The organism is Sporosarcina sp. FSL K6-1540 (assembly GCF_038620285.1).
Classification (GTDB): domain Bacteria; phylum Bacillota; class Bacilli; order Bacillales_A; family Planococcaceae; genus Sporosarcina; species Sporosarcina psychrophila.
Map to the genome: position 1 here is coordinate 1,965,101 of NZ_CP152018.1, position 22,760 is coordinate 1,987,860.

23 protein-coding genes and 5 tRNA genes are annotated in these 22,760 nt (G+C 42.5%); 25 read left to right on the forward strand and 3 right to left on the reverse strand.

The annotated features are described in order from the left end of the window. The first annotated feature begins 129 nt into the window (after positions 1 to 129). The 9 genes from MKY15_RS09010 to MKY15_RS09050 all read left to right on the forward strand — a co-directional run bounded on the left by MKY15_RS09010 (position 130) and on the right by MKY15_RS09050 (position 6,777). Positions 130 to 975, forward strand: a complete 846-nt coding sequence (locus MKY15_RS09010; protein ID WP_342539484.1) for an energy-coupling factor ABC transporter ATP-binding protein — start codon at positions 130 to 132, stop codon at positions 973 to 975. Continuing rightward, positions 951 to 1,820 carry an energy-coupling factor ABC transporter ATP-binding protein gene (locus MKY15_RS09015; RefSeq protein ID WP_067204824.1) on the forward strand — a complete coding sequence of 290 codons (870 nt, stop codon included), beginning with the start codon at positions 951 to 953 and terminating at the stop codon, positions 1,818 to 1,820. The genes MKY15_RS09010 and MKY15_RS09015 overlap by 25 nt, the downstream gene beginning before the upstream one ends. Then, on the forward strand, positions 1,820 to 2,617 hold the full coding sequence (locus tag MKY15_RS09020) for an energy-coupling factor transporter transmembrane protein EcfT (RefSeq protein WP_067204827.1): 798 nt from the start codon (positions 1,820 to 1,822) through the stop codon (positions 2,615 to 2,617). Before MKY15_RS09015 ends, MKY15_RS09020 begins: the two co-directional genes overlap by 1 nt. A gap of 13 nt (positions 2,618 to 2,630) precedes the next feature. Then, positions 2,631 to 3,377, forward strand: coding sequence for a tRNA pseudouridine(38-40) synthase TruA (truA, locus tag MKY15_RS09025; RefSeq protein WP_067204830.1), 747 nt, complete (start codon positions 2,631 to 2,633; stop codon positions 3,375 to 3,377). A gap of 169 nt (positions 3,378 to 3,546) precedes the next feature. Beyond that, on the forward strand, positions 3,547 to 3,984 hold the full coding sequence (gene rplM, locus MKY15_RS09030; protein ID WP_067204834.1) for a 50S ribosomal protein L13: 438 nt from the start codon (positions 3,547 to 3,549) through the stop codon (positions 3,982 to 3,984). Positions 3,985 to 4,003: 19 nt separating this feature from the next. Then, positions 4,004 to 4,396, forward strand: coding sequence for a 30S ribosomal protein S9 (gene rpsI / locus MKY15_RS09035; RefSeq protein WP_067204837.1), 393 nt, complete (start codon positions 4,004 to 4,006; stop codon positions 4,394 to 4,396). Between the two features lie 197 nt (positions 4,397 to 4,593). After that, the gene (modA, locus tag MKY15_RS09040) at positions 4,594 to 5,382 is read left to right on the forward strand and encodes a molybdate ABC transporter substrate-binding protein (protein ID WP_342539485.1); all 789 of its coding nucleotides are present in this window, start codon (positions 4,594 to 4,596) and stop codon (positions 5,380 to 5,382) included. A gap of 12 nt (positions 5,383 to 5,394) precedes the next feature. Beyond that, the gene (gene modB / locus MKY15_RS09045) at positions 5,395 to 6,090 is read left to right on the forward strand and encodes a molybdate ABC transporter permease subunit (protein ID WP_187046458.1); all 696 of its coding nucleotides are present in this window, start codon (positions 5,395 to 5,397) and stop codon (positions 6,088 to 6,090) included. A 12-nt stretch (positions 6,091 to 6,102) separates the two neighbouring features. Further along, positions 6,103 to 6,777, forward strand: a complete 675-nt coding sequence (locus MKY15_RS09050; protein WP_067204845.1) for an ATP-binding cassette domain-containing protein — start codon at positions 6,103 to 6,105, stop codon at positions 6,775 to 6,777. 60 nt (positions 6,778 to 6,837) lie between these two features. Here the strand turns inward: MKY15_RS09050 and MKY15_RS09055 are convergent, their stop codons facing one another. Further along, entirely contained in the window at positions 6,838 to 7,791 is a 954-nt protein-coding gene (locus MKY15_RS09055) for a helix-turn-helix transcriptional regulator (RefSeq protein WP_340741269.1), read from the reverse strand. A 448-nt stretch (positions 7,792 to 8,239) separates the two neighbouring features. On the opposite strand from MKY15_RS09055, the gene MKY15_RS09060 reads away from it, so the two are divergent. The 3 genes from MKY15_RS09060 to MKY15_RS09070 all read left to right on the forward strand — a co-directional run bounded on the left by MKY15_RS09060 (position 8,240) and on the right by MKY15_RS09070 (position 10,607). After that, entirely contained in the window at positions 8,240 to 8,536 is a 297-nt protein-coding gene (locus MKY15_RS09060; RefSeq protein ID WP_067204850.1) for a rhodanese-like domain-containing protein, read from the forward strand. Positions 8,537 to 8,750: 214 nt separating this feature from the next. Beyond that, positions 8,751 to 9,467: an N-acetylmuramoyl-L-alanine amidase gene (locus MKY15_RS09065; protein ID WP_067204853.1), complete on the forward strand. Its 717-nt coding sequence runs from the start codon at positions 8,751 to 8,753 to the stop codon at positions 9,465 to 9,467. Positions 9,468 to 9,545: 78 nt separating this feature from the next. After that, on the forward strand, positions 9,546 to 10,607 hold the full coding sequence (locus MKY15_RS09070) for an Mrp/NBP35 family ATP-binding protein (protein ID WP_187046460.1): 1,062 nt from the start codon (positions 9,546 to 9,548) through the stop codon (positions 10,605 to 10,607). A 23-nt stretch (positions 10,608 to 10,630) separates the two neighbouring features. Here the strand turns inward: MKY15_RS09070 and gerD are convergent, their stop codons facing one another. After that, positions 10,631 to 11,251, reverse strand: a complete 621-nt coding sequence (gene gerD, locus MKY15_RS09075; protein WP_338653935.1) for a spore germination lipoprotein GerD — start codon at positions 11,249 to 11,251, stop codon at positions 10,631 to 10,633. Between the two features lie 144 nt (positions 11,252 to 11,395). Here gerD and MKY15_RS09080 point away from each other — a divergent pair, with 144 nt between their 5' ends. Continuing rightward, entirely contained in the window at positions 11,396 to 12,076 is a 681-nt protein-coding gene (locus MKY15_RS09080) for a KinB-signaling pathway activation protein (RefSeq protein ID WP_340741270.1), read from the forward strand. Between the two features lie 73 nt (positions 12,077 to 12,149). Here the strand turns inward: MKY15_RS09080 and MKY15_RS09085 are convergent, their stop codons facing one another. Further along, entirely contained in the window at positions 12,150 to 12,812 is a 663-nt protein-coding gene (locus MKY15_RS09085) for a hypothetical protein (protein ID WP_340741271.1), read from the reverse strand. Between the two features lie 196 nt (positions 12,813 to 13,008). Here MKY15_RS09085 and MKY15_RS09090 point away from each other — a divergent pair. The 12 genes from MKY15_RS09090 (at position 13,009) to glmM (ending at position 22,666) form a co-directional block, all read left to right on the forward strand. Continuing rightward, a tRNA-Asn gene (locus MKY15_RS09090) sits at positions 13,009 to 13,083 on the forward strand. A gap of 3 nt (positions 13,084 to 13,086) precedes the next feature. Next, a tRNA-Thr gene (locus tag MKY15_RS09095) sits at positions 13,087 to 13,162 on the forward strand. 18 nt (positions 13,163 to 13,180) lie between these two features. Continuing rightward, positions 13,181 to 13,252, forward strand: a tRNA-Glu gene (locus MKY15_RS09100). Positions 13,253 to 13,334: 82 nt separating this feature from the next. Further along, positions 13,335 to 13,418: transfer RNA gene (locus MKY15_RS09105), tRNA-Tyr, on the forward strand. Between the two features lie 153 nt (positions 13,419 to 13,571). Further along, positions 13,572 to 13,646 (forward strand) — tRNA-Gln (locus MKY15_RS09110). Positions 13,647 to 13,968: 322 nt separating this feature from the next. Continuing rightward, positions 13,969 to 15,693: a GGDEF domain-containing phosphodiesterase gene (locus MKY15_RS09115; RefSeq protein ID WP_067204866.1), complete on the forward strand. Its 1,725-nt coding sequence runs from the start codon at positions 13,969 to 13,971 to the stop codon at positions 15,691 to 15,693. Positions 15,694 to 15,781: 88 nt separating this feature from the next. Then, entirely contained in the window at positions 15,782 to 16,687 is a 906-nt protein-coding gene (gene rocF / locus MKY15_RS09120) for an arginase (protein ID WP_067204869.1), read from the forward strand. 1,019 nt (positions 16,688 to 17,706) lie between these two features. Further along, complete coding sequence (gene sigW / locus MKY15_RS09125; RefSeq protein ID WP_067204872.1) at positions 17,707 to 18,270, forward strand: RNA polymerase sigma factor SigW; 564 nt, start codon at positions 17,707 to 17,709, stop codon at positions 18,268 to 18,270. 12 nt (positions 18,271 to 18,282) lie between these two features. Next, positions 18,283 to 18,918, forward strand: coding sequence for an anti-sigma factor (locus MKY15_RS09130; protein ID WP_340741273.1), 636 nt, complete (start codon positions 18,283 to 18,285; stop codon positions 18,916 to 18,918). A 258-nt stretch (positions 18,919 to 19,176) separates the two neighbouring features. Beyond that, a complete protein-coding gene (cdaA, locus tag MKY15_RS09135; protein ID WP_067204877.1) occupies positions 19,177 to 20,013 on the forward strand; it encodes a diadenylate cyclase CdaA in 837 nt (278 codons plus the stop codon). Beyond that, positions 20,006 to 21,277, forward strand: coding sequence for a CdaR family protein (locus tag MKY15_RS09140; RefSeq protein WP_187046465.1), 1,272 nt, complete (start codon positions 20,006 to 20,008; stop codon positions 21,275 to 21,277). The genes cdaA and MKY15_RS09140 overlap by 8 nt, the downstream gene beginning before the upstream one ends. A 39-nt stretch (positions 21,278 to 21,316) precedes the next feature. Then, a complete protein-coding gene (glmM, locus tag MKY15_RS09145) occupies positions 21,317 to 22,666 on the forward strand; it encodes a phosphoglucosamine mutase (protein WP_340741274.1) in 1,350 nt (449 codons plus the stop codon). Positions 22,667 to 22,760 lie beyond the last annotated feature (94 nt).

The window sequence follows — 22,760 nt, forward strand, 5'->3', positions numbered from 1 at the left end:
GGAAATGGTGTTCTTAAGCTGCGTTCATTTGTGACGGTGCCTTGCGCATTTTTAAAAAGGATTCCTTGTCAATTGGCAGGGGATCCTTCGTAGTATACATAATGTGAATGTAGCCGGAGGTGGTAGGCGATGAAGGAAATTCTGTCGATGGATAATGTGTCTTATTCCTATGACTCTGAGGACGAGGTAGCAAAGAAAGCAGTCGACGGCGTGTCGTTTACGGTACAAGAAGATGAATGGATTGCTATTGTTGGCCATAATGGTTCCGGTAAATCGACACTTGCGAAATTGATGATTGGACTTTTGTTCCCAGAAGAAGGGGACGTTAACGTATTTATTGAAAAACTGACTGAGAACAATATATGGGAAATTCGTTCACGGATGGGTTTTGTTTTTCAAAATCCAGATAACCAGTTTGTTGGTTCGACAGTTCAAGATGATGTTGCATTTGCGCTAGAGAACAATGGAGTTCCCTTCGAAGAAATGGTGACTCGGGTTCATGAGGCACTTGCGCAAGTAAACATGAGTGATTTCCTCGACCAGGAGCCTCACCATCTCTCAGGCGGACAAAAGCAACGAGTTGCAATAGCAGGAGCGCTCGCTTTGCATCCAAAGCTTCTCATTATGGATGAGGCGACGTCGATGCTTGATCCACAGGGACGTAATGAAGTAATTCATTTAGTTGAAGAATTAAAGCGTAAGACGGGCCTCACGGTCATTTCAATTACACATGATTTGGAAGAGGCGCTGTTGGCTGATCGTATTATTGTCATGAACAAGGGTAAAGTTCTGACTGTTGGTACGCCGGAGCAGATATTTGCTCGGGGAAATGAACTTGAGGAAATTGGTTTGGACTTACCATTCGCTTTAAGAGTATCCAGTTTGTTACGTGAAAATGGGCTGGAGCTTGTCGGTGAGCATATGACGGAAGAAGAGTTGGTGAATGAATTATGGACATCTCACTTCAGCAAGTAGGGTATTTGTATGGAAAAGATACTCCTTTTGAGAAAAGGGCATTGCAGAGTGTAGATGCAACGATACATTCAGGCTCTTATTCTGCAATAATTGGACATACCGGATCAGGAAAATCGACACTTCTTATGCATCTGAATGGTTTGTTAAAGCCTTCAGAAGGGATTGTGAAAATTGGAGATACGACAATTACTGCCGGTACGAAAGCGAAAGGACTGAAAGATGTCCGGAGGCATGTGGGTATTGTATTCCAGTTTCCAGAGCATCAGCTTTTTGAAGAGACTGTTGAAAAAGATATTATGTTCGGTCCTATGAACTTTGGTGTACCTGAAGAAGAGGCAAGGAGACGAGCGCATCAACTGATAGAATTGCTAGGACTTCCTCCAGAGGTTGCCCAGCAGTCTCCTTTCGATCTTTCGGGAGGGCAGATGCGCCGGGTTGCGATTGCAGGTGTACTCGCGTTTAAACCTTCTGTGCTCGTATTGGACGAGCCGACTGCGGGACTTGATCCGCGGGGGCGGCTTGAAATTATGGAACTTTTCAATCGTCTCCATGTGGAAGAAAAACTAACGACAATTCTTGTGACGCATAGTATGGAAGATGCTGCACGTTATGCGGACAATATTATCGTTATGCATAACGGAAGTTCAGTCATGTCTGGGACGCCTCAGGAAGTGTTCGCTGATGAAGAGAAGCTGACCTCCTTTAGATTAGGTCTACCGCGCTCAGTAAAGTTCCAGCGTGACATTGAGAAGTTAATTGGTCGTCCTCTCCGGGGACTGGCATTAACGGAAGCTCAGCTTGCCAAGGCAATTGCATTTGCCGCTACGGAAGAAGGTGGCCGTTAATGTTGGAAAAGATGATTTTCGGACGCTATATTCCAGGCAATTCATTTGTCCACAAGCTCGACCCTCGTTCGAAGCTGTCATTTGTTTTTCTTTTCATCATTGGAGTCTTCCTTGCAAATAATACTGTTACGTACGCCGTGTTATTAGGATTTACGTTACTCGTAATTTTAAGTTCAAGGATTCGGTTGTATTTCCTATTTAACGGATTGAAACCAATTCTTTTCTTGATTATTTTCACGCTACTCATGCATATCTTTTTTACGAAAGAAGGAGCACTTCTCGTCGATTGGAAGTTCATCAAGATATATGAAGAAGGGTTGAGGCAAGGTATTTTTATTTCCATTCGTTTTCTTGTATTGGTTTTGCTGACGTCTATCTTGACGTTGACGACATCGCCGATTTCAATCACGGATGGTATGGAAGACTTGCTGGGACCATTTAAGCGAATTAAATTGCCTGTTCATGAGCTTGCGCTGATGATGTCAATTTCCCTGCGCTTCATCCCCACATTGATGGATGAGACGGATAAGATATTGAAAGCGCAATTGGCGAGAGGTTCGGACATTAGTACGGGTTCTATTAAGCAGCGAATTCGTGCAGTCATTCCTTTGCTCGTACCTCTCTTTGTGAGTGCGTTCAAACGCGCTGAAGACCTTGCAGTCGCCATGGAGGTTCGTGGCTATCGTGGAGGCGAGGGGAGGACGAGGTACAGGCAGCTGAAGTGGCACTGGCGTGATACCACGATAATGGTATTGCTTGCTGTTCTAGTTGTCGTCCTCTTTCTGCTTAGGGCATAGGAGGTGGATACAAATGCAACGTGTTAAAGCTATTGTTTCGTATGATGGTACTCGATTTTCTGGATACCAGATACAGCCGGGAATGCGAACGGTGCAATTGGAAATTGATAAAGCATTAGTGAAAATGCATAAAGACAAGGAAATTTTTTCGGTCGCAAGCGGCCGGACGGATTCGGGTGTACACGCAAATGGCCAAGTGATTCACTTTGATACACCGCTGAACTTGCCGATAGATCGATGGAAGCTGGCGTTAAACGTCCTTTTGCCTACTGATATCCGACTGGTTGAAGTTGAATACGTCAGCGAAGATTTCCATGCGCGTTATTCTGCTACTGGCAAGACGTACGTTTATAAGTGGTCCTATAGCGAAGTGCATAGTCCGTTTGAGCGTGATTTTTCCGTTCATCTCGGTAGATCACATCCTGATATTGAGTTGATGAAGGAAGCTGCTGCCTATTTAATTGGGACGCATGATTTCACAAGTTTCTGTTCATCAAAAACCGCGACTTCCAATAAAGTCAGAACGGTGAGAATGCTGACACTCGAAAAAAAAGGCGATTATCTCATCATGACAATTGAAGGAAATGGCTTTTTATATAATATGGTAAGAAGCATTGCAGGTATGCTTCTTGTCGTAGGGAACGGCTGGAAAACGCCGGCAGACGTCAAGCAAATACTTGAATCTTGCAGCCGTAAAGCGAACGTTAAAACCGCGCCAGCACACGGTTTGTATCTAGATGAAGTGAGCTACAAAGACTAAGGCAACTTTTCCTAGCGTATTTAGAGGAATCGCTTGACTTAATGTGGAATTCAGTATAAGATGAGTAATGGTATTTCAATAACCCCACAAATAAGCCCCGGAAGGTAAACTTGTGTTTAGGGATAGAGAAAACGGGAACTAATAGAGATTCATTTAGGAGGATAAAATTATGCGTACAACATTCATGGCTAAAGGTCACGAAGTAGAGCGTAAATGGCTCGTTGTCGACGCTGAAGGACAGACGCTTGGTCGTCTTGCTTCTGAAGTTGCATCACTTTTGCGCGGCAAACATAAACCTACGTTCACACCACACGTTGATACAGGTGACCACGTCATCATCATCAATGCAGAAAAGATTCATCTTACAGGTAACAAATTGAAAGACAAAATTTACTACCGTCACTCAGGTTACACGGGTAGCATGAAACAACGTACGGCTCTTGAAATGCGTACAAACTTCCCGACAAAAATGCTTGAACTTGCAATTAAAGGAATGCTTCCAAAAGGTCCTTTAGGCCGTCAAACATATAGAAAACTTAATGTATACGCTGGACCAGATCACCCGCACGCAGCACAACAACCAGAAGTATTCGTACTTCGCGGTTAATTAAAGAGGAGGAAACAACTTGGCACAAGTACAATATCTCGGCACAGGCCGTCGTAAAAGCTCAACAGCTCGTGTACGTCTAGTTCCTGGAGATGGCACAATTATCATCAACAAACGCGACGTAGAAGACTACGTACCATTTGCAACACTTCGCGAAATCATCAAACAACCACTTGTAATTACGGAAACTCTTGGAAGCTACGATATCCTTGTAAACGTTGATGGTGGTGGATACACTGGACAAGCAGGAGCAATCCGTCACGGAGTTGCACGTGCTCTACTTCAAGTAGACCCTGACTTCCGTCCAGCGCTTAAATCAGCAGGACTTCTTACACGTGATGCAAGAATGAAAGAACGTAAAAAACCAGGTCTTAAAGGCGCACGTCGTGCACCACAGTTCTCAAAACGTTAATCTTTCAATTAAAAAAAGCCCTTTTCCATTCGTGGAAGAGGGCTTTTTTATGGTTTTATCCTGAGAAGGTAGTTAGTTAATTAAGAAAATCACTTGACCTACAGTATATGGCAATTCATAATTAGAACTATTAGAGCATAACCGGATATAACTAGTTATATTCAGTTATAACTGGTATAAGAATAGGGAGGCTTAAGATGATGAAAAAGGTGAGTTGTTTCCTTGTTTTACTATGCTTGCTATTGATTTCAGTAGGATGTTCCAATGGTCAACAACCAATTGTCAGTGGTTCAGATGATGAAGTTGAATTAACAATTTCAGCCGCGGCCAGTTTAACAGATGCATTGAATGAACTGAAAACTAGTTTTGAAAGTGAACATTCGACCATTACCTTGTCGTTCAATCCCGGGGGCTCAGGTAAATTAGCGCAACAAATTGAGCAAGGTGCACCCTCAGATGTGTTCCTATCGGCAAGTAAAATAGATATGGATAAGCTGCAGGAGGGAAATCTGCTACTTGAAGATACACGAATAGATTTTGCTACAAACGAGCTGGTGTTAATTACGAATAAAGAAAAACCGTTCAATTTGTCCTCATTTGAAGATATAGATTCAGCAACAATTGATCATTTTGCTATCGGCGAGCCAGAAAGCGTGCCTGTTGGCCGTTATTCGAAAGAAGTACTTGAAACATTGAAGCTTTGGGAGCCGTTACAAAGTAAGTTGGTTTTGAGTTCGGATGTACGCCAAGTTCTGACACATGTTGAAATGGGCAATGCGGATATTGGCGTTGTGTATGCCAGTGATGCATTGATTTCAGATAAGGTAAAGGTAGTGGCTACGGCTAAACCTGAATGGCATGATCAAATTGTTTATCCGGGGGCCGTCATTGCCGACTCGAAGCACCCTGAAGAAGCGAAAGCATTTTTAGCGTTTCTCGCAGGCGAGCAAGGCGAAGAAATCTTGAAGAAATACGGATTCAAGTAAGTAGAAAGAGGGATGCATGTGAATGAGACGGATTATACGCCATTACTTTTATCGTTAAAAGTAGCGGGCATCTCCACTCTTTTCGTTTTTATAGGAGGAGTCTTCTTCGCACGAATACTGGCACGCAAAACGTTCTTTGGAAAAGGGTTTATCGAAACGTTATTCCTTTTGCCACTCGTTTTACCTCCGACTGTCGTTGGGTTTGGATTACTGATACTTTTTGGGAAGAATGGGTTTATCGGAAGTTGGCTATATTCCGTGTTCGGTATTCAAATCATTTTCTCGTGGCTTGGCGCGGTTATAGCTTCAATTGTCGTCTCATTTCCTTTGATGTATCAAAGTGCAAGTGCGGCTTTCGAAAACTTGGATTCAAAGTTGGAGAATGTGGCTAGAACAATGGGAGCTTCGGAGTGGCGTGTTTTTTGGACCATTTCGTTTCGTCTTGCTTGGCCGGGTCTTCTTGCTGGATTAGTCCTCTCTTTTGCAAGGGGACTCGGGGAATTCGGGGCTACGTTGATGTTGGCGGGCTATATCCCTGGAAAAACAGATACGATTCCGATGGCCATCTACTTTGCGGTAGAATCGGGGCAAATGGAGAAGGCTACCTTTTGGGTAGTTATTATCGTTGCTTTAGGATTTAGTACAATCATGTGGTTAAATTGGTGGAGCAGGCGGAACATGCGTCGCTATAAAAATGACAATGGATAAGAGGATGATTGTATGCTCGAAGTTCACATCAAAAAAAAGCTACCTCACTTTTTGTTGGATATTGAATTGAAGGTAGAAGATGAAATTCTTGTTTTATTTGGACCCTCTGGATCCGGGAAAACATCAATCTTAAATAATATAGCAGGGTTGGACAAACCCGACGCAGGATATATCAAGTTAAATGGAAAAACGTACTTCAGTGAAGGAGGCAAACCGCTACCGACTAAAAACAGAAACATCGGCTATCTCTTTCAGGATTATGCACTTTTCCCTCATATGATTGTGGAAAAAAATATTGCCTATGGAATGAAAAAGAAAAAAGAGGGTGAGCCCCCGTTTCGGATTGAACACTTAGTTAGCGTGTTAGGGATAGAGCATTTGTTACAAAAATATCCCCACCAAATTTCTGGCGGAGAGAAGCAAAGAGTTGCACTTGCGCGTGCCTTAGCAACAGAACCATCCATTTTATTACTTGACGAGCCCTTGTCTGCGTTAGATCATGAAACGCGGATTGAGTGCCAGGACGAACTGTTAAGACTCCATGAGATTTGGCGAATTCCGTTCATTATCGTTACGCATGACATGAATGAGGCGGAGAAGCTTGGAGATACAATCCTGTATCTTGAAAAGGGGTCGGTAATAAAGACTGTCGATAATTTGCATAAAAGGATAGCTGTTTCGAATTGAAAAAAGTTCCTCCCTTCAACTGAGTCAAATCGTTGAAGGGAGGAACTTTTTTAGACTTCGTTAAAATGTTTCATATATGATTTTCCCTGTTTTGGATAAATCGTAACCGCCAATTGATTGGATCTCTTTTTGAAATGAATCTGAATGTAAAATATGTGTTATCAAATTAATAAGCCCTTCATTTTGTGGAGTTTTCAATATGACGAGATCATACTGTTCTTGGATGAGGGGAATAAAGTCAACGTCAACGAGGTGGGCAGTTTTCTCAGTGCCTATCCCTACATCGGCTTCTTCGCTTGCAACTTTGCTGGCAACTCCTATGTGGTTCAATACTTCTACTTCATAGCCAGATACATGTTGAGGAGAAATGCCTTCTATCCGAAACTTCTCGTCAATTAAAACCCGTACACCGGATCCTTTTTCCCGGTTGACCATTGAGATTCCTGGTTTCGTTAAATCGGTCCAAGATTGAATGTTTTTAGGGTTTCCCTTTCTCACGTAAAAGCCTTCCCAGCGTGATAGGAAATTGATTATGAGGTAAGGTTGTCCGACGAGGATTTTGCGGACGTAAGGAATATTATATTCCCCTGTGTCTCCGTCAAACAGGTGAGTACTTACGACATCTGCCTCCCCTTGGTACATGGAAACTAAACTATTCAAACTGCCTGTATACGAGCGAAGCGGACGATACCCAGTCGAATTCTTCTCAATGTAATTAGCCAATATGTCTAAGCTCAAATCCTGCCCGCTAATTATGATTTGTCTAGTTGGTGTGGTAAATGACTTACTTTCATCGGGAGGGTTTCCGTTAAAGTGCGCGTCCACTCTATTTACGTTTCTTCTACTTTTAGTTTGTTCTTTATAATCAGCCAAGTCATGGGCGTCTATTCGTATTTGTCGTCCAACCCGGTACGAGGGCAATTGTTCTTTTTTGATCAAATCGTAGACCGTCAATTTGGACACTTTCAAAATCTGAGCAATTTCTTCGGTCGTGTATGAAATATCTTCTTTCATGCTCGATTCGTCCTCCTTCGTGCTGCATGATAATCTAGATTCCACCGAGGTATTAAAGACAGTGTATAAATAGAGTACAAGCCTCTTTAAAGCACCGTAGTGGATTTGAAAGAAGTCTTAATTTCAATTTATACTAGTTCTCAAATCATTTCTAACTATACATGTCGGACAAATGAATACCTATATAAACTGAGCGGAGGCGCCTTACAAGGGGTAGCCGAAGCCCTAAGACTGGCGGCGAAGCTGCTTGACTTAAGGCGGGAGGCATCCCCGAGCGCCGAAGCGGATTCAATGGGATTCTTCATTTCAATATATGTAGTATACCAAAGCTTTTAGGCAGAACCTAATTGAGCTTCAGCTGGAACTTGTCGTTGAAGGCAGCTGTTTTTCGTGAATATCACCGCTTCTATGGTAAAGTAGAAAGGATAAAATGTGAGGAGGATTTGCTATGAAAGAAATCACAACTACCGAATTACAAGAACGGCTAGAAAAAGGTGAGCAGCTTAACTTGGTCGACGTGCGCGAGGCAGATGAAGTAGCGGCAGGGATGATCCCTGGTGCAATTCACATCCCTCTAGGCGACGTACCGGTGCGTATGAGTGAACTTGATAGCTCTAAGCCATATATACTGATTTGCCGTTCAAGCGGTCGTAGTGGGCGTGCGCAAGAGTTCCTGGCAGATGAAGGCTATGATGTAACAAACATGCTAGGCGGCATGCTGGAATGGGAAGGCGCTACTGAATAAGTACTTTTAGAAAGGAACCTTGCGGGGTTCCTTTTTTGGTTTTAGGAATATAGGGGTACAGTTGGATTGTTGTTTAGTTTCGCTAAAGCGTCGTTTGGTTTTGGCAAAGCATTGCTTCGTTCAGTAAAAACTAATTCTACCCCCAATCTCTACTCAAAGTAGGACATATCTGCCGCTGAATCTGCGTATAGTGAAGGAAAAAGGCGGTGTCCATATGAAACGGTGGTTTGTGATCTGTTTATTATTTGTGTGTTCTCTTGGAATTGTCATGTATGGTGTTAAGGCTTCGTCAGATCGGAATTTTTTCATGCCCGCAGAGCTTGGTGGGGTGAAGATACTTATCGACCCGGGACATGGAGGTATGGACGGGGGCGCTTCATCCGGAGATGTCGTAGAACGGGATATTACACTGAGTATCTCTCATGAATTGAAGAAGCGGCTTGAAAAGAAAGGGGCGACAGTTATCATGACGCGGACACAAGATGGCGACGCGTTGGCCGAACATGCCCCGGCTGAGAAATTCGGAACAACTCGCGAACGCAAAATGGCTGATTTGAAATTGAGGGAAAGCATTGCAATCAGTGAAAAACCTGATATGTTCATCAGCGTTCACGTTAACGCAATACCAGAGGAAAGATGGCGCGGGTCTCAAGTTTTTTATCATCCGGGGGGAGATCCTAATGGTGAATTTCTGGCAAAAGCTATTCAAGAATCATTCCAGACTAATTTAAAAAATACGGAACGAGTAGCAATGGCAATTAAGGGTGTCTATTTGCTGAAAAAAGTACCGACTCCAGCAGTTCTCGTTGAAACAGGTTTTCTGTCAAACAATGAAGAAAGGGCCCTCCTAATTGACCCTGCTTATCAAGGCAAGGTAGCTGATGCGATCATGGAAGGTATCGTTGAATTTCATACTGCAGATGAAAAGTGAGAGCCTTAATGGGATTTGCGGGTAGCTTATTATGGTATACTTGGAGGTGAATGAATAAACCTCCAAGGGGTGTCTACATTGATGAATGAAGAAACAGTACGTGAATTGTTGGGGCAACTGAAAGATCCGTTTTTACATAAAACGCTTGCGGAGACGAGTGGAATTACAGGCGTAACAATCAAGCCAGAGAAGAAGCATGTTAGCGTGAAGATAGCTATCGCTAAAATTAATACTGCTGAACAGATGGGTCTTCAAACACAAGTGGTCGATGCATTGAAAGGAGCAGGTGCTGATTCTGTTGGTATCCGTTTCGAAGAATTACCGGCAGAAGTGCTGGAACAGTTCCGTGGAAAAGTGACGGAATCGGAAGCACAAGATTTATTGTCACCGCTGAATGACGTTGAATTTATTTCAATAGCGTCTGGTAAAGGTGGCGTAGGGAAATCGACTGTGTCGGTTAACCTTGCTGTAGCGCTTGCGCGTCTAGGGAAAAAGGTCGGTTTAATTGATGCTGATATTTATGGCTTTAGTGTACCAGATATGATGGGTGTAACTGATTTACCAGTTGTTCGGGGTGACCGGATTATCCCAGTTGAACGTCTAGGCGTAAAAGTTATTTCTATGGGCTTCTTCGTTGAGGATAACGCACCAGTTGTATGGCGCGGTCCAATGCTTGGGAAAGCACTCGACCAGTTCTTCCGCGACGTTGAGTGGGGAGATCTTGACTACCTATTCCTCGATTTGCCGCCAGGTACAGGGGATGTTGCGCTCGATATCCACCAGATGATTCCGACGTCTAAAGAAATCGTTGTAACGACTCCGCATCCGACAGCTGCATTTGTTGCTGCGCGTGCAGGAGCAATGGCGCTTCAGACCGACCATGAATTGCTTGGTGTAATTGAAAATATGTCTTGGTTCGAATCGAAAACGTCAGGTGAACGTGAATTCGTATTCGGTCAAGGCGGCGGCGTAAAATTAGCTGAGGAACTTCGTACAGAGTTACTTGGGCAAATTCCTCTTGGCCAACCGGACTGGGATGAAGAAGATTTTGCACCTTCCGTCTATGCAGAAGATCATCCTATCGGGAAAATTTACATGGACATTGCGGAAAATATTATTAAAAAAACTACGAAACAATAATGGATGTAAAAAGGTGGAGAAGGCTATTTGCCTCCTCCGCCATTACTTTTTTCCTGCTTGTCTTCTCCGCCACTTCCGCCAGCACCTCCACCACTACCTCCACCGCTCTCCTCTGGTTTCGGTTCACCGGCTTTTAAAATCAGTTCTTGCCATTTCGTTTGCAGTAAAGGGCTGTTAATGGTTTCTTCAACAACTTTTTCAAGATGTTTCTTCATATTTGCCGACTGGGTAACGGTTTCTAACTGCTTTAACATGTCGGGCTGGGTGAAAAACTCTTCCAACTGTTTTTGGAATGATGAATCATCCATCAGTTGTTTCATGATATCTTGCTGCTGTTCCTTCATGCTTTTTGCAATGGTTTCAGTGAACTTTGGATCTTCGAACGTTTTTTTCCAAAAATCTTCCCCTTTTTTAGAAAGGAGAGTGTCTTCGACGGATTTCTTTACTTCAGGTTGTTCTAGAATAAGTAGTTCCTTAAATTCCGGATCTGCGAACATTTGCCGAACCGCTTTTTTCCCCTCCTCCGTCTGGAGTGCATCGGTCATCATTTTTTTTGTTTCGTCGTATGTCGGAGCAGCCTGCTGCATGCTACATCCAGTCAATAAAAGGGCCGAAAACAGGAATAGACCAATTCTTTTTTTCATGGAAATCAAATTCCCTTCCAGATGCATTTTCATTTATTGTTCACAATACGACGTAGAATATGCATGAATCGTTTAATGAAATAGATTTTTCATCAAAACGTTGTTACACTATTGGAAGGAAAAACAAAACGGAGGATCACTATCGTGACAATACGAAATTGGGTCAAATTCTTTTTTACAGCATTACTAATCGGAGGCTTCATGACGGCGGTTGTAGGATTAATTGTCCGCTGGGAGTTCTTCTCTCAATATTTATCCAATGGTGAATACGGTCAATTCATAGGTGCATTTCTTTGGATGATCTTCCTTGGGTTTACGATGAGCGTCGTTGCGCAAATGGGCTTTTTTGCTTATTTAACGGTCCATCAATTCGGTGTGAATATCTTTAAAACACTCACATTGTGGAATTGGGTTCAGCTATTAATCATTGCGATTGTCCTATTTGACCTTATCTTCTTCAGATTCCAATTGACGTCAGATGAGACGGGTCGTACAGTTCTGTACTTAGGATTACTTGCAACACTAGTAGGTGTTTCCGCGATAACCGCTTATTTCAAGGCGAAATGGACGAAGAAACACACGCTCATTTCAGCACTATTCTTCATGATCGTTATTACAACACTTGAATGGTTACCTGCGTTGATGGTACGTTCAGGTAATATCGATTCATGGGTCACAATCCTGCTCTTCCCGCTTCTTGCAGTGAATGCGTATCAAATCTTAGTACTGCCGAAGTTCAACAAGCAGTCTGATGAAGATAAGGTGAAGCTGGAAGCACGCAGAAAAGCACGAGGCAAAGTTACGAAGTCTGCTAAAGCAAAATAAAAAAACAGCACACCAGCCAGTTGATAATGGCGGATTGTGCTGTTTTTTTATAAGAGTAGGTGAGGCGGTTGGGTTATTCGGGTATTTTTTTGACATTCACCTTCGTTCCGAATAACATGGCTTCCACAGATATAAAAGTTCGATCTTTATCTAACTTTTTTAACTCAGCCAAATTAACACGGTTTTCCCGGTGATGGGGGACAGAAATAATTTCTCCTTTAGTGACAGAAGGGAGGTCGCCACCATTCCAAACAACAGATGAACCCAGTGCATTAACTTCCGCATCCCAGAGCATACTATGCAAGTTCGCTGGAAAAACTTCATCAATGGTACGAAACCAAAGAGGTTTTACCCCGAAAGTTTTTTCGAACTGCTCAAGTTGTTCTATGAACAAAATTGTGTTTTGTTCATAGGTTACACCCTTATCGCCGAGTAACCCTATAGAAATATTTTTTTCTTTGATGAGTTGCACGGTTTCTGGAAAACGACCAGCCCATTTCATATCAACGAGTAGAAGTGGATAAGGTTTACTGAGTTCTTGGATCCATTTTTCCACTTCTATATCCCCGAATGAAATATTTACGGTCAGTGCGGAACCACTAGCGCCGCGTACAATAACAGCAGGTTCCTCCGTTACGCGGAACACGGATACAAGAGATAGTTGTTTAGGTAAAGCGGGAAGGAGCAGGAAGAGCGCGCAGCAAATAATGGCAGTGATCATGTACTTGTTTCGCATATGTTGTCCCCTTTTTGCACAATCTACCGTAAGTTTATGAAAGTGTGTTGACAAATATGCAAAAGACGTGATAATATATATAAGTTGCTGTCGGGAACAAAACAAACTTTAAAAAAGGTCTTGAAAAATATTTAATGTTTGTTATAATGGAGTTTGTCCTGAACGACATGAACAAATTTAAATGAATACTTATTATTCCGCAGTAGCTCAGTGGTAGAGCAATCGGCTGTTAACCGATCGGTCGTAGGTTCGAGTCCTACCTGCGGAGCCATATGCTTCCATAGCTCAGTAGGTAGAGTGCTTCCATGGTAAGGAAGAGGTCACCGGTTCGAATCCGGTTGGAAGCTCCAGAGCAACTTTAAGAATGAGGCCCCTTGGTCAAGCGGTTAAGACACCGCCCTTTCACGGCGGTATCACGGGTTCGAATCCCGTAGGGGTCATTAAAACTTTTTCAGCGTGAAATGTTGAAAGAAGTTTGCTTGTTACTTAAGGTTTTGAATCTAATAATACATATTTTAACATGGTGGGGTAGCGAAGTGGCTAAACGCGGCGGACTGTAAATCCGCTCCTTCGGGTTCGGCAGTTCGAATCTGCCCCCCACCACCAATACTTTCTCAACGCTTGCGTTGAAAACAGTATTCCTTGATTTTAACGTTTCGCGTTAAAAAGAGTTTACTTTAAGGTTGTTATGTAAAGCATTGAATAGAGTAGATCTTACTTTAATGCAAAGCACCGAAAAGAATTAAACTTAAATACTAATGGGGTATAGCCAAGTGGTAAGGCAACGGACTTTGACTCCGTTACTCGTTGGTTCGAATCCAGCTACCCCAGCCATTTTCTTGCTTTACCAAACCATGTGAATTGCAAATAGCTTTATTAACCCTTTCGCCAAAGTGAAAGGGTTTTTTTCTATTTTCAACTAGATATAATTCTCTATATTGAACAAATGAAATACCGATATGAACTGAGTGAAGGCGCCATAAAAAAGATAGCTGAAGTCGGCAGGGATCCCTTAGCTCCGAAGCGAATTTACTGAAGTTCTTTATTTCATCATATATAGCCCGAAAGAACGAATTTATAGTAGAGTTAATGGGGTTATAATTATTTTTGCAGGCCCACGTAGGTTGAAAAAGGTTTTTAGGAAAGAAGTGATTTTATGCAAGGAAATAATAAAATGGTAGATGATTTAATTCGCCATGATGGTAGTCATAGTCCGGAAAAAATGCTTAGGGACATTGCCTATGCACTTGATCAGTCAGCTATTGTTGCTGTCACAGACCAGACTGGGAAAATAGTGTATGTGAATGAGTTGTTTACAAAAATAGCGCAATACAGTGTGGAGGAACTTGTGGGGGCAGACCATCGGATTATCAATTCAGGCTTTCATCCTTCTTCGTTTTTCAAAGAGCTATGGGCGACAATCGGCAGGGGAAATACATGGCGTGGTGAAATCTGTAATAAAGCCAAGGATGGATCTTATTATTGGGTCGACACGATGATAGTTCCATTTTTAAATGATAACGGAAAGCCCTATCAATATATATCCATCCGCTATGACATCACTAAGAGTAAAGAGTCTGAGCGGATGATACGCGACCTTGCTTATAATGACCAATTGACCAGTTTACCTAATCGAACTTCATTTCGGAAAATGTTTTATCAAGAAATAGAAGTAGCGAAAAAACAGAGAACAAAACGAGCCTGTATCTATATGAATGTCGACCGTCTTCGCTATGTGAATGATTCGCTTGGACACGAGGTAGGTGATTATATTTTGTCTGTTATTGCGAAGAGGTTAAGGACAATTCTAAAAGAAAAAACTGTTATTGGCAGACTTTCAGGTGATGAATTTGCATTCCTTCTTTTAGATGTACGTGATGCACAACACGCTGAACAACTGACAAAAGAAGTTCAGCAATATATTGAGGAACCTATTGAAGTAAAGGACCAAATGCACACACCATCTTTAAGTTTCGGGATTGCCTTGTATCCGGAGCATGCTAAAAAACCTTCAGAGCTTGCAATGAAAGCAGAAAAAGCTCTTTCTATCGCCAGAACGCATGGCGGCGGAGGATGTGAGATGTATCAGCACGGAACAGCGGCCAAAACATTGGAGCGGATCTTGCTGGAGAATGAATTACGGAAAAGCGTTCATTTGGGTCATCTCCATCTTGATTATCAGCCTAAAGTGAACTTGAAGACAGGAAAGTTGATAGGTGTTGAAGCGTTAGTGCGGTGGAATCATCCCGATCTTGGCAGAATACCACCCGATAAGTTCATTCCCGTGGCGGAAGAGACGAAAATCATCATACCTCTCGGGGAATGGGTACTGCGTGAAGCTTGCGGGCAGGCAAAAAAGTGGCAAGATAATGGATATGGACCGTTTCGGGTGGCTATCAATATGTCAGCCGTGCAATTGGAAGAACCAACTATTTTGCATACGATTAAAACAATTCTTGAAGAGACGGGTGTCACAACAGATTTGATTGAAATCGAATTAACTGAAAGTGCATTTGCCGACCGGGAAGATATGCAGGGAAGAATTCGTGAAATAAGGGCGTTGGGTATTACGGTGTCTATCGATGACTTTGGAACAGGTTATAGTACGTTTAGTTATATCAAAGAACTACCAGCTGATACGATTAAAATCGATATGTCCTTTGTGCGCGATATACACCTGAATGAAGATAGCCAGGCAATCGTTAAGGCTATTGTAACTTTAGCAGATACTGTGGGCTTAAACGTCATTGCGGAAGGTGTGGAGTATGAAGAACAAGCCGTTATCCTAATGAATTTAGGTTGTCGTGAGGGTCAAGGCTATTACTATAGCAAACCAACGTCTCCTGATGCATGTGAACAGTTCATGGGGAAAAGATTGTAAACGAATAAATATTCAGATACTTGTTGAGTTGAGCCAAACCTTCTCATGGACTTATACTAGAGATATAGATAAGGGGAGGTAATTTGACATGCAACATTTGAATATTTCATTAATCGGTGTACCACTCGATTTTGGACAAAGTCGTCGTGGGGTGGATATGGGGCCAAGTGCAATCCGATATGCAGGTGCTGTAGGGAGAATTGAATCGATTGGCCATCAGGTTACGGATGAGGGCGATGTTCAGGTAAGTGCTGTGGAAAGAAAAAAACATAGTGATACGAATTTGAAGAACTTAGATGAAGTCATTCAAGCGACTACGGAGCTTGCGCGAAAAGTTGCTGAAGTTGTGGATGCGGGTAGATTCCCACTTGTTTTAGGAGGCGATCACAGCATCGCTATTGGAACACTTGCTGGCTTGTCGGAAAAATATAAAAATCTCGGTGTCATCTGGTATGATGCGCATGCAGATTTTAATACTGCAGAGACATCGCCTTCCGGTAATATTCATGGAATGCCTCTTGCCGTAAGTGTTGGGCTAGGGCACGAAAGTCTCGTTAATATACATAGTGAAGGTCAAAAAGTAAAACCGAAGAATGTTGTCATCATCGGAGCACGTTCTGTGGATCCGGAAGAACGTCAATTGCTCAAGGAGCAAGGTGTCAAGGTGTTCACGATGCATGAAATCGATCGCTACGGAATGACTTCGGTTATGGAAGACGCTCTCGCCTATCTACGTTCACGTGATGTCGACGGTGTCCACTTGTCGCTTGACTTAGATGGACTTGATCCGCTGTATACACCAGGAGTCGGAACGCCGGTACCGGGGGGAATTAGTTATCGGGAAAGCCATTTAGCGATGGAAATGCTGGAAGACTCAGGCATGATTACTTCGGCTGAATTTGTAGAAGTAAATCCGATTTTGGATGAGAAGAATAAAACAGCTGATGTTGCGGTAGGTTTAATGGGCTCACTGTTTGGAGAAAAACTAATTTAATCAGTTCTTGAAAGCCCATCTGGTAACTTAGATGGGCTTTTTTCACACCTGTTGATTAACCAAAAAATAACCAGTGAATAACATGATCACCTACTGGGCGCTACGTGTGTAGTTGACTTTGGATTGCTTTGGATCGAATGACTTCTATAGGATTACCAAGATGTCTGGATGTGTAGGGATACGACTTTGTCGCATCCCTACACATTTATTTCGGTAATCGTATGGTGGTCCTTCATCCGTCGCCCTCCAAGTTCATAAGTACACGAAGTGCTAAAGCTTATTGGGACGAAAGAATAGAGGGGTATCTATCTACCTGGATAAAAGCCGCCAAAGATGCAATTTTGGCGGCTGAAACTTTCTTTGAGTGTTTTCTCTTTTTTACTAGTAAAGAAGTATCGCTTTCTATTTATGCATCACATGATTAGATGCATACTCTTTGTTAAAAGTAAGCAAGAAGCACATTATACAACGTGCAAGAGTGCCCGAAATTGCATCTTCGGGCACTTACACTCGCCATAGAATGTCATCTACTCTTTTCTTCTAAAACAACTGCATTTTACACTTGAACATTGTAGGTACGCGACAGGCAACTATTCGCAACAGGATTACTGAAAAAAGTGTGGCTAGAAGTGACGGAGTCACTTCTAGCCACACTAGGACACCTCAGTATATCTGACATGAATAGTTCGCCGAAAGCGAGCCGAAAATAGTCCAGTGAAAATGGAGGCTTTCAATCCCTTCTCACTAATGTTTTATGCAAATAGATGGTTAATCAATAGAAGTGGATTTTTTTCTGGAGAATCGCAGGTAATCCCAAAAACGCCATGTGTCACTGACACAAAAGTTTCGAATCCCACATCCCACTTTAATCAAAAGCCATTTACTTTTCCAATCATTAAATATAGTGAGGAAATAACTAGCAATATCTGTTAAAATAAAATTAATGAAAAAAAATGAAACCTGTCGACACCTTCAAACGTATAGAAGGGACAGCCGCATAGAGCGGAGGGTGAAATACATTGGATGAACTGATCAATAAACGAATAAATGAAGTCTTGAAAGGCGATCAAAATGCATTTGAAGAAGTAGTGACTTTATTTCAGCATCGCCTATACCAAGTATGTTACAGGATGCTTGGCAACGCACAAGAAGCAGAGGATATTGCGCAGGAAGCATTTGTCCGTGCCTATATCAATATTCATACATTCGATCAAAAACGGAAGTTTTCAACGTGGCTGTTTCGGATTGCGACGAATTTATGCATCGACCGAATTCGAAAGAAGAAACCTGATTATTATCTCGATGCAAATGTCCCGGGTACAGATGGTCTGAATATGTACTCACAAATTGCCGCATCCGGCGAGCTACCTGAAGATGAAGTCGAAAGGATGGAATTACAGGAACGAATCCACTACGAAATCGGAAGACTTCCTGATAAATACCGTTCCGTCATTATTTTAAGGTATATCGAGGAATTACCGCTACAAGAAATTGGTGACATTTTGGAATTACCACTAGGGACCGTAAAGACCCGTGTCCATAGAGGGCGGGAAGCACTTCGGAAACAGATAGGTAATATGTAGGAGGGAATTAATATGAATACGTGTCCGGAACAAATCGTTCACTATATGCACGCGTATTTAGACGGTGATATTAGCCGTGACGAAGAGCGGCTATTGAAAGAACACCTAGATAGCTGCAAAGAATGTAAGGAAATTATGAATGGATTGACTGAGTCTATTGCTTTTATAGGAAGTGCTTCAAAAATAAAGGCGCCGGACAGCTTTGTCAACGGTGTTATGGCACGACTTCCCAAAGAAAAATCCCAAGCGGGTGTTCAACGCTGGTTGCGTAGCCATCCACTTTTGGCAGCTGCAGCCATGTTTTTAATCCTTATGAGTGCAACACTATTTTCAAGTTATGGAAATGACCAGCAGTTTTCGGTGACGAAACAGCCGAATCTTGTTGTCGAGGGTCAAACGGTACTCGTGCCCGCCGGTGAAACAGTTAAAGGTGACATAGTCGTTAAAAATGGCACCCTCCGTATCGAAGGAGAAGTGGATGGCAACGTTACAGTTATTAGGGGTTCTAAATACATGGCCTCTACAGCGATTGTAACTGGTAAGAGCGAGGAAATTGACAAAGTGTTTGACTGGCTTTGGTATAAAATAAAAACAACAGCTAAAGACATCTTTCCATCATCAAAAGATGACAAGCAAGATGAAAAGTAGACAGGGCGACCCCGCGACCGTTTAGAGTTGGTAACCGGTCGCTCTTTTTCATTGCTTAGGAAACTATAAAATCACGTACAGTGGATTGGCTGCAATATAGAGACTTCACGCAGACATTGCCGCAGGACGTGGCATACTTTGGCTGTGTTCATTTATAACAGCTGCTTGCGCTTTTGTTCTTTTCTAAGAAAGGACAGTGCAGTGCTGTTATGCTATACTATACGCATAAGAAACTGTTTATGAAGGTAGGCGAAGCACATGCCAAAATGGCAAGAATTAGTTGATTTCAGTCCAGTAGCGGCATTTATTAATATTGTAGATGTGCTTCTCGTCTGGTTTGTTTTTTATAAATTGATTACGATTATAAAAGGAACGAAAGCGGTTCAACTTTTAAAAGGGATTTTTGTCCTTCTCATTGCTCGTATTCTGACTGAGTTTTTTGGACTTGATACGCTTCAATGGATGATGGATCAGGTTCTTCCGTTTGGATTTCTGGCTATTATTATCATCTTCCAACCCGAGCTACGGCGTGCGCTTGAACAGATTGGTAGAGGACGGCTATTTGCTCGTACAATGATGCAGGAAGAAGAGGAACGTGATCGTCTGATTGAAGCGTTTGTGAAATCTGTTAGCTATATGGCGAAACGGCGAATTGGTGCGCTTATTTCAATTGAAAAGGAAACAGGTCTAAGTGAATATATTGAAACCGGTACAGGTATGGATTCGCTGATTACGTCAGAACTTCTTATCAATATCTTCATCCCGAACACGCCACTCCATGATGGTGCAGTCATTGTCCAGCGTAATCGCATTGCGGCAGCAGGATGCTATTTGCCGCTGTCGGAGAGTCCGTTCATCTCAAAGGAGCTTGGAACACGACATCGTGCAGCCCTTGGAATTAGTGAAGTAACGGATGCTGTCACGATTATCGTGTCAGAAGAAACTGGAGCAGTAAGCCTTACTGCAAATGGGGATATAGATCGGAATCTTGATATGGAGGAATTTGAAGCGCGGTTGCGGAGAGTCTGGTTCGGTTTAACAACTGAAAAGCAGGATTCTTCCATCTGGAAGTGGAGGTGGAGAAAAAATGGATAAGTTTATGAATAGCCCATGGTTTCTTCGCTTGACAGCCTTATTCCTTGCAATTATTCTTTTTTTTACTGTGCAGGCAGAAGAAAAAAAGGGTAGCAAAGCAGTTGGAGATGCGAGGGACATCATTCAGGATTTCCCTGTACAAGTGTTTTATGACAATGAAAATCTTGTCGTGACGGGAGTTCCAGAAACGGTCAATATGACCATTGAAGGCCCAGCGAATATTGTCCAGACAACGAAATTATTAAAAGACTTTACGCTACGAGTCGATTTGTCTAGTTTGCCAATGGGTAAGCATACAGTTGAGATTCAAAGTGAGAATGTTTCTGAGAAGCTGAAAGTCATCTTCGATCCCGCGACAATCGAAGTCGTAATCGAAGAGAAAATCACACAAACATTCCGTGTTGATCCTGAACTGAATGAACGTCTGCTTGCTGAAGAGTTCAATGTCGTTAAGATAGATGTCGATCCGTCAACTATCGAAGTGACGGGGGCGAAGAGTGTTATTGAATCGATCAGTTTTGTAAAAGCCTCAATAACAGGAGACAAGGAAATTAACAAATCATTCGAGCAGCAAGCACGGGTTCGGGTCTTAGATAAAGATTTAACGAAGCTGAATGTGACGATTGTTCCTGAACAAGTGACTGTCAAAGTTGAGATTTCCGAATATAGTAAAGAAGTGCCAATCGTACTTAAATCGCGTGGAGTTCCTGTTACTGGTGTCACTGTCGATGCCATTTCTGCTCAGGATAAAACGATTAGTTTATTCGGTCCACGGAAAGTACTGGATCAAATTAAAGAATTCAGCGTTGATGTGGATGTATCCGAAGTAAAAGGACAAGGAACAATGGCGATTGATTTGAAAAAACCTAAAGGTGTTACAAAGATGTCTTTAGATAAAGTTAAAGTGAAAATAGATGCAACAGTGATTGATTCAGACTTGGAAGTAATCAACCCGGAGCCGCCTGTTGAGGATGTAAAAGTAGTTACGAAGGAATTTAAAGACATGCCTGTTACTGTAAAAGGACTTGATGAAAGTTTCACGAGTTCATTTCAGAAACCGGCGGCCGGTTTGGTTGTACTAACTGTCACGGCGGAACAGGATGTAATTGATACATTGGAGAAATCAGATTTCACCGTTTATATCGATGCGTCTGAAACCACGGACGAAGGAGAACAGAATTTCTCAGTCTTGGTTGAAGGACCCCTAGATGTGAAATGGATACTATCAGATAAAGAAGTAACGATGCATATTGAACTTGCCTGACATACAGTTGAATGTGCAGGATTGAAAGGGAGAATGAAAATGACAAAGTATTTCGGGACCGATGGCGTCCGTGGGGTTGCAAATAAGGAATTGACACCGGAAATCGCATTTAGATTGGGTAGAATTGGTGGGCATGTGTTAACAAAAGAATCATCAGGGAAGTCACAAGTACTCGTCGGCAGGGATACGCGTATCTCGGGTCAGATGCTTGAAAATGCCCTAATTGCGGGTCTTTTATCGACGGGGATTGAAGTGATGACTCTTGGGGTTATTAGCACACCAGGTGTCGCTTACTTGACGCGCGTCATGAATGCACAGGCCGGAGTCATGATCTCAGCTTCACATAATCCTGTCGAAGACAATGGCATCAAGTTTTTTGGTGCAGATGGTTATAAACTGACGGATGAACAGGAAGAAGAAATTGAGCAACTGTTAAACGTACAAGAAGACTCGTTGCCGCGTCCGACTGGAGCAGACGTTGGTTTTATAACAGAGTATTTTGAAGGCGGACATAAATATATTCAGTACTTAAAACAGACGGTCGACGAGGAATTCGCGGGAATTCATGTTGCACTCGATTGTGCACATGGTGCGACATCTACACTGGCAACACATTTGTTTGCTGATCTTGATGCAGACCTAACAACAATGGGAGCATCGCCAAACGGCTTGAACATTAATGACGGTGTCGGTTCGACTCATCCTGAAGAATTGGGTAAACTCGTTGTTGAAAAAGGTGCCCATATTGGTTTAGCGTTTGACGGAGACGGAGATCGTCTTATCGCTGTAGATGAACGTGGAGAAGTTGTTGATGGTGACCAGATTATGTTCATCATCGCACGTCATTTACATGAAGGAGGCCGCCTTAAATCAGGAACGATTGTCTCAACGATTATGAGCAATCTAGGTTTCTATAAAGCATTGACGGAACACGGCATGAAGAGCATTCAGACAGCCGTTGGTGATCGGTATGTTGTAGAAGAAATGAGAAAAGGAAATTATAATCTTGGCGGTGAGCAATCAGGCCATATTATCTTCCACGATTACAATACAACAGGCGATGGGCTTCTTACAGGACTTCAGCTCGTTAACATTATGAAAATAACTGGACGTAAGCTATCTGAACTTGCGGCAGGCATGAAAATTTATCCACAAAAACTTGTTAATGTACGTGTTACGGATAAGAATGCTGTGACGGATAATGCATTAGTAGCAGAAGTAATAGCAGAAGTAGAAAAAGAGATGGCAGGCAATGGCCGCGTTTTGGTTCGTCCTTCGGGCACTGAACCGCTTGTGCGCGTCATGGTAGAAGCGCCTTCTGAAGAAGATTGTATACGTCTTGTTCAGCGTATTGTTGACGTTGTGCAAGCAGAAATGGGAACTGAATAAGAGACTAAACCATTGATCGAAGATGTCGTTATTGACGATATCTTCGGTTTTTTATTTTGCCGAAAACAAAAAGGTATCTCAAGATAGTGAGGAA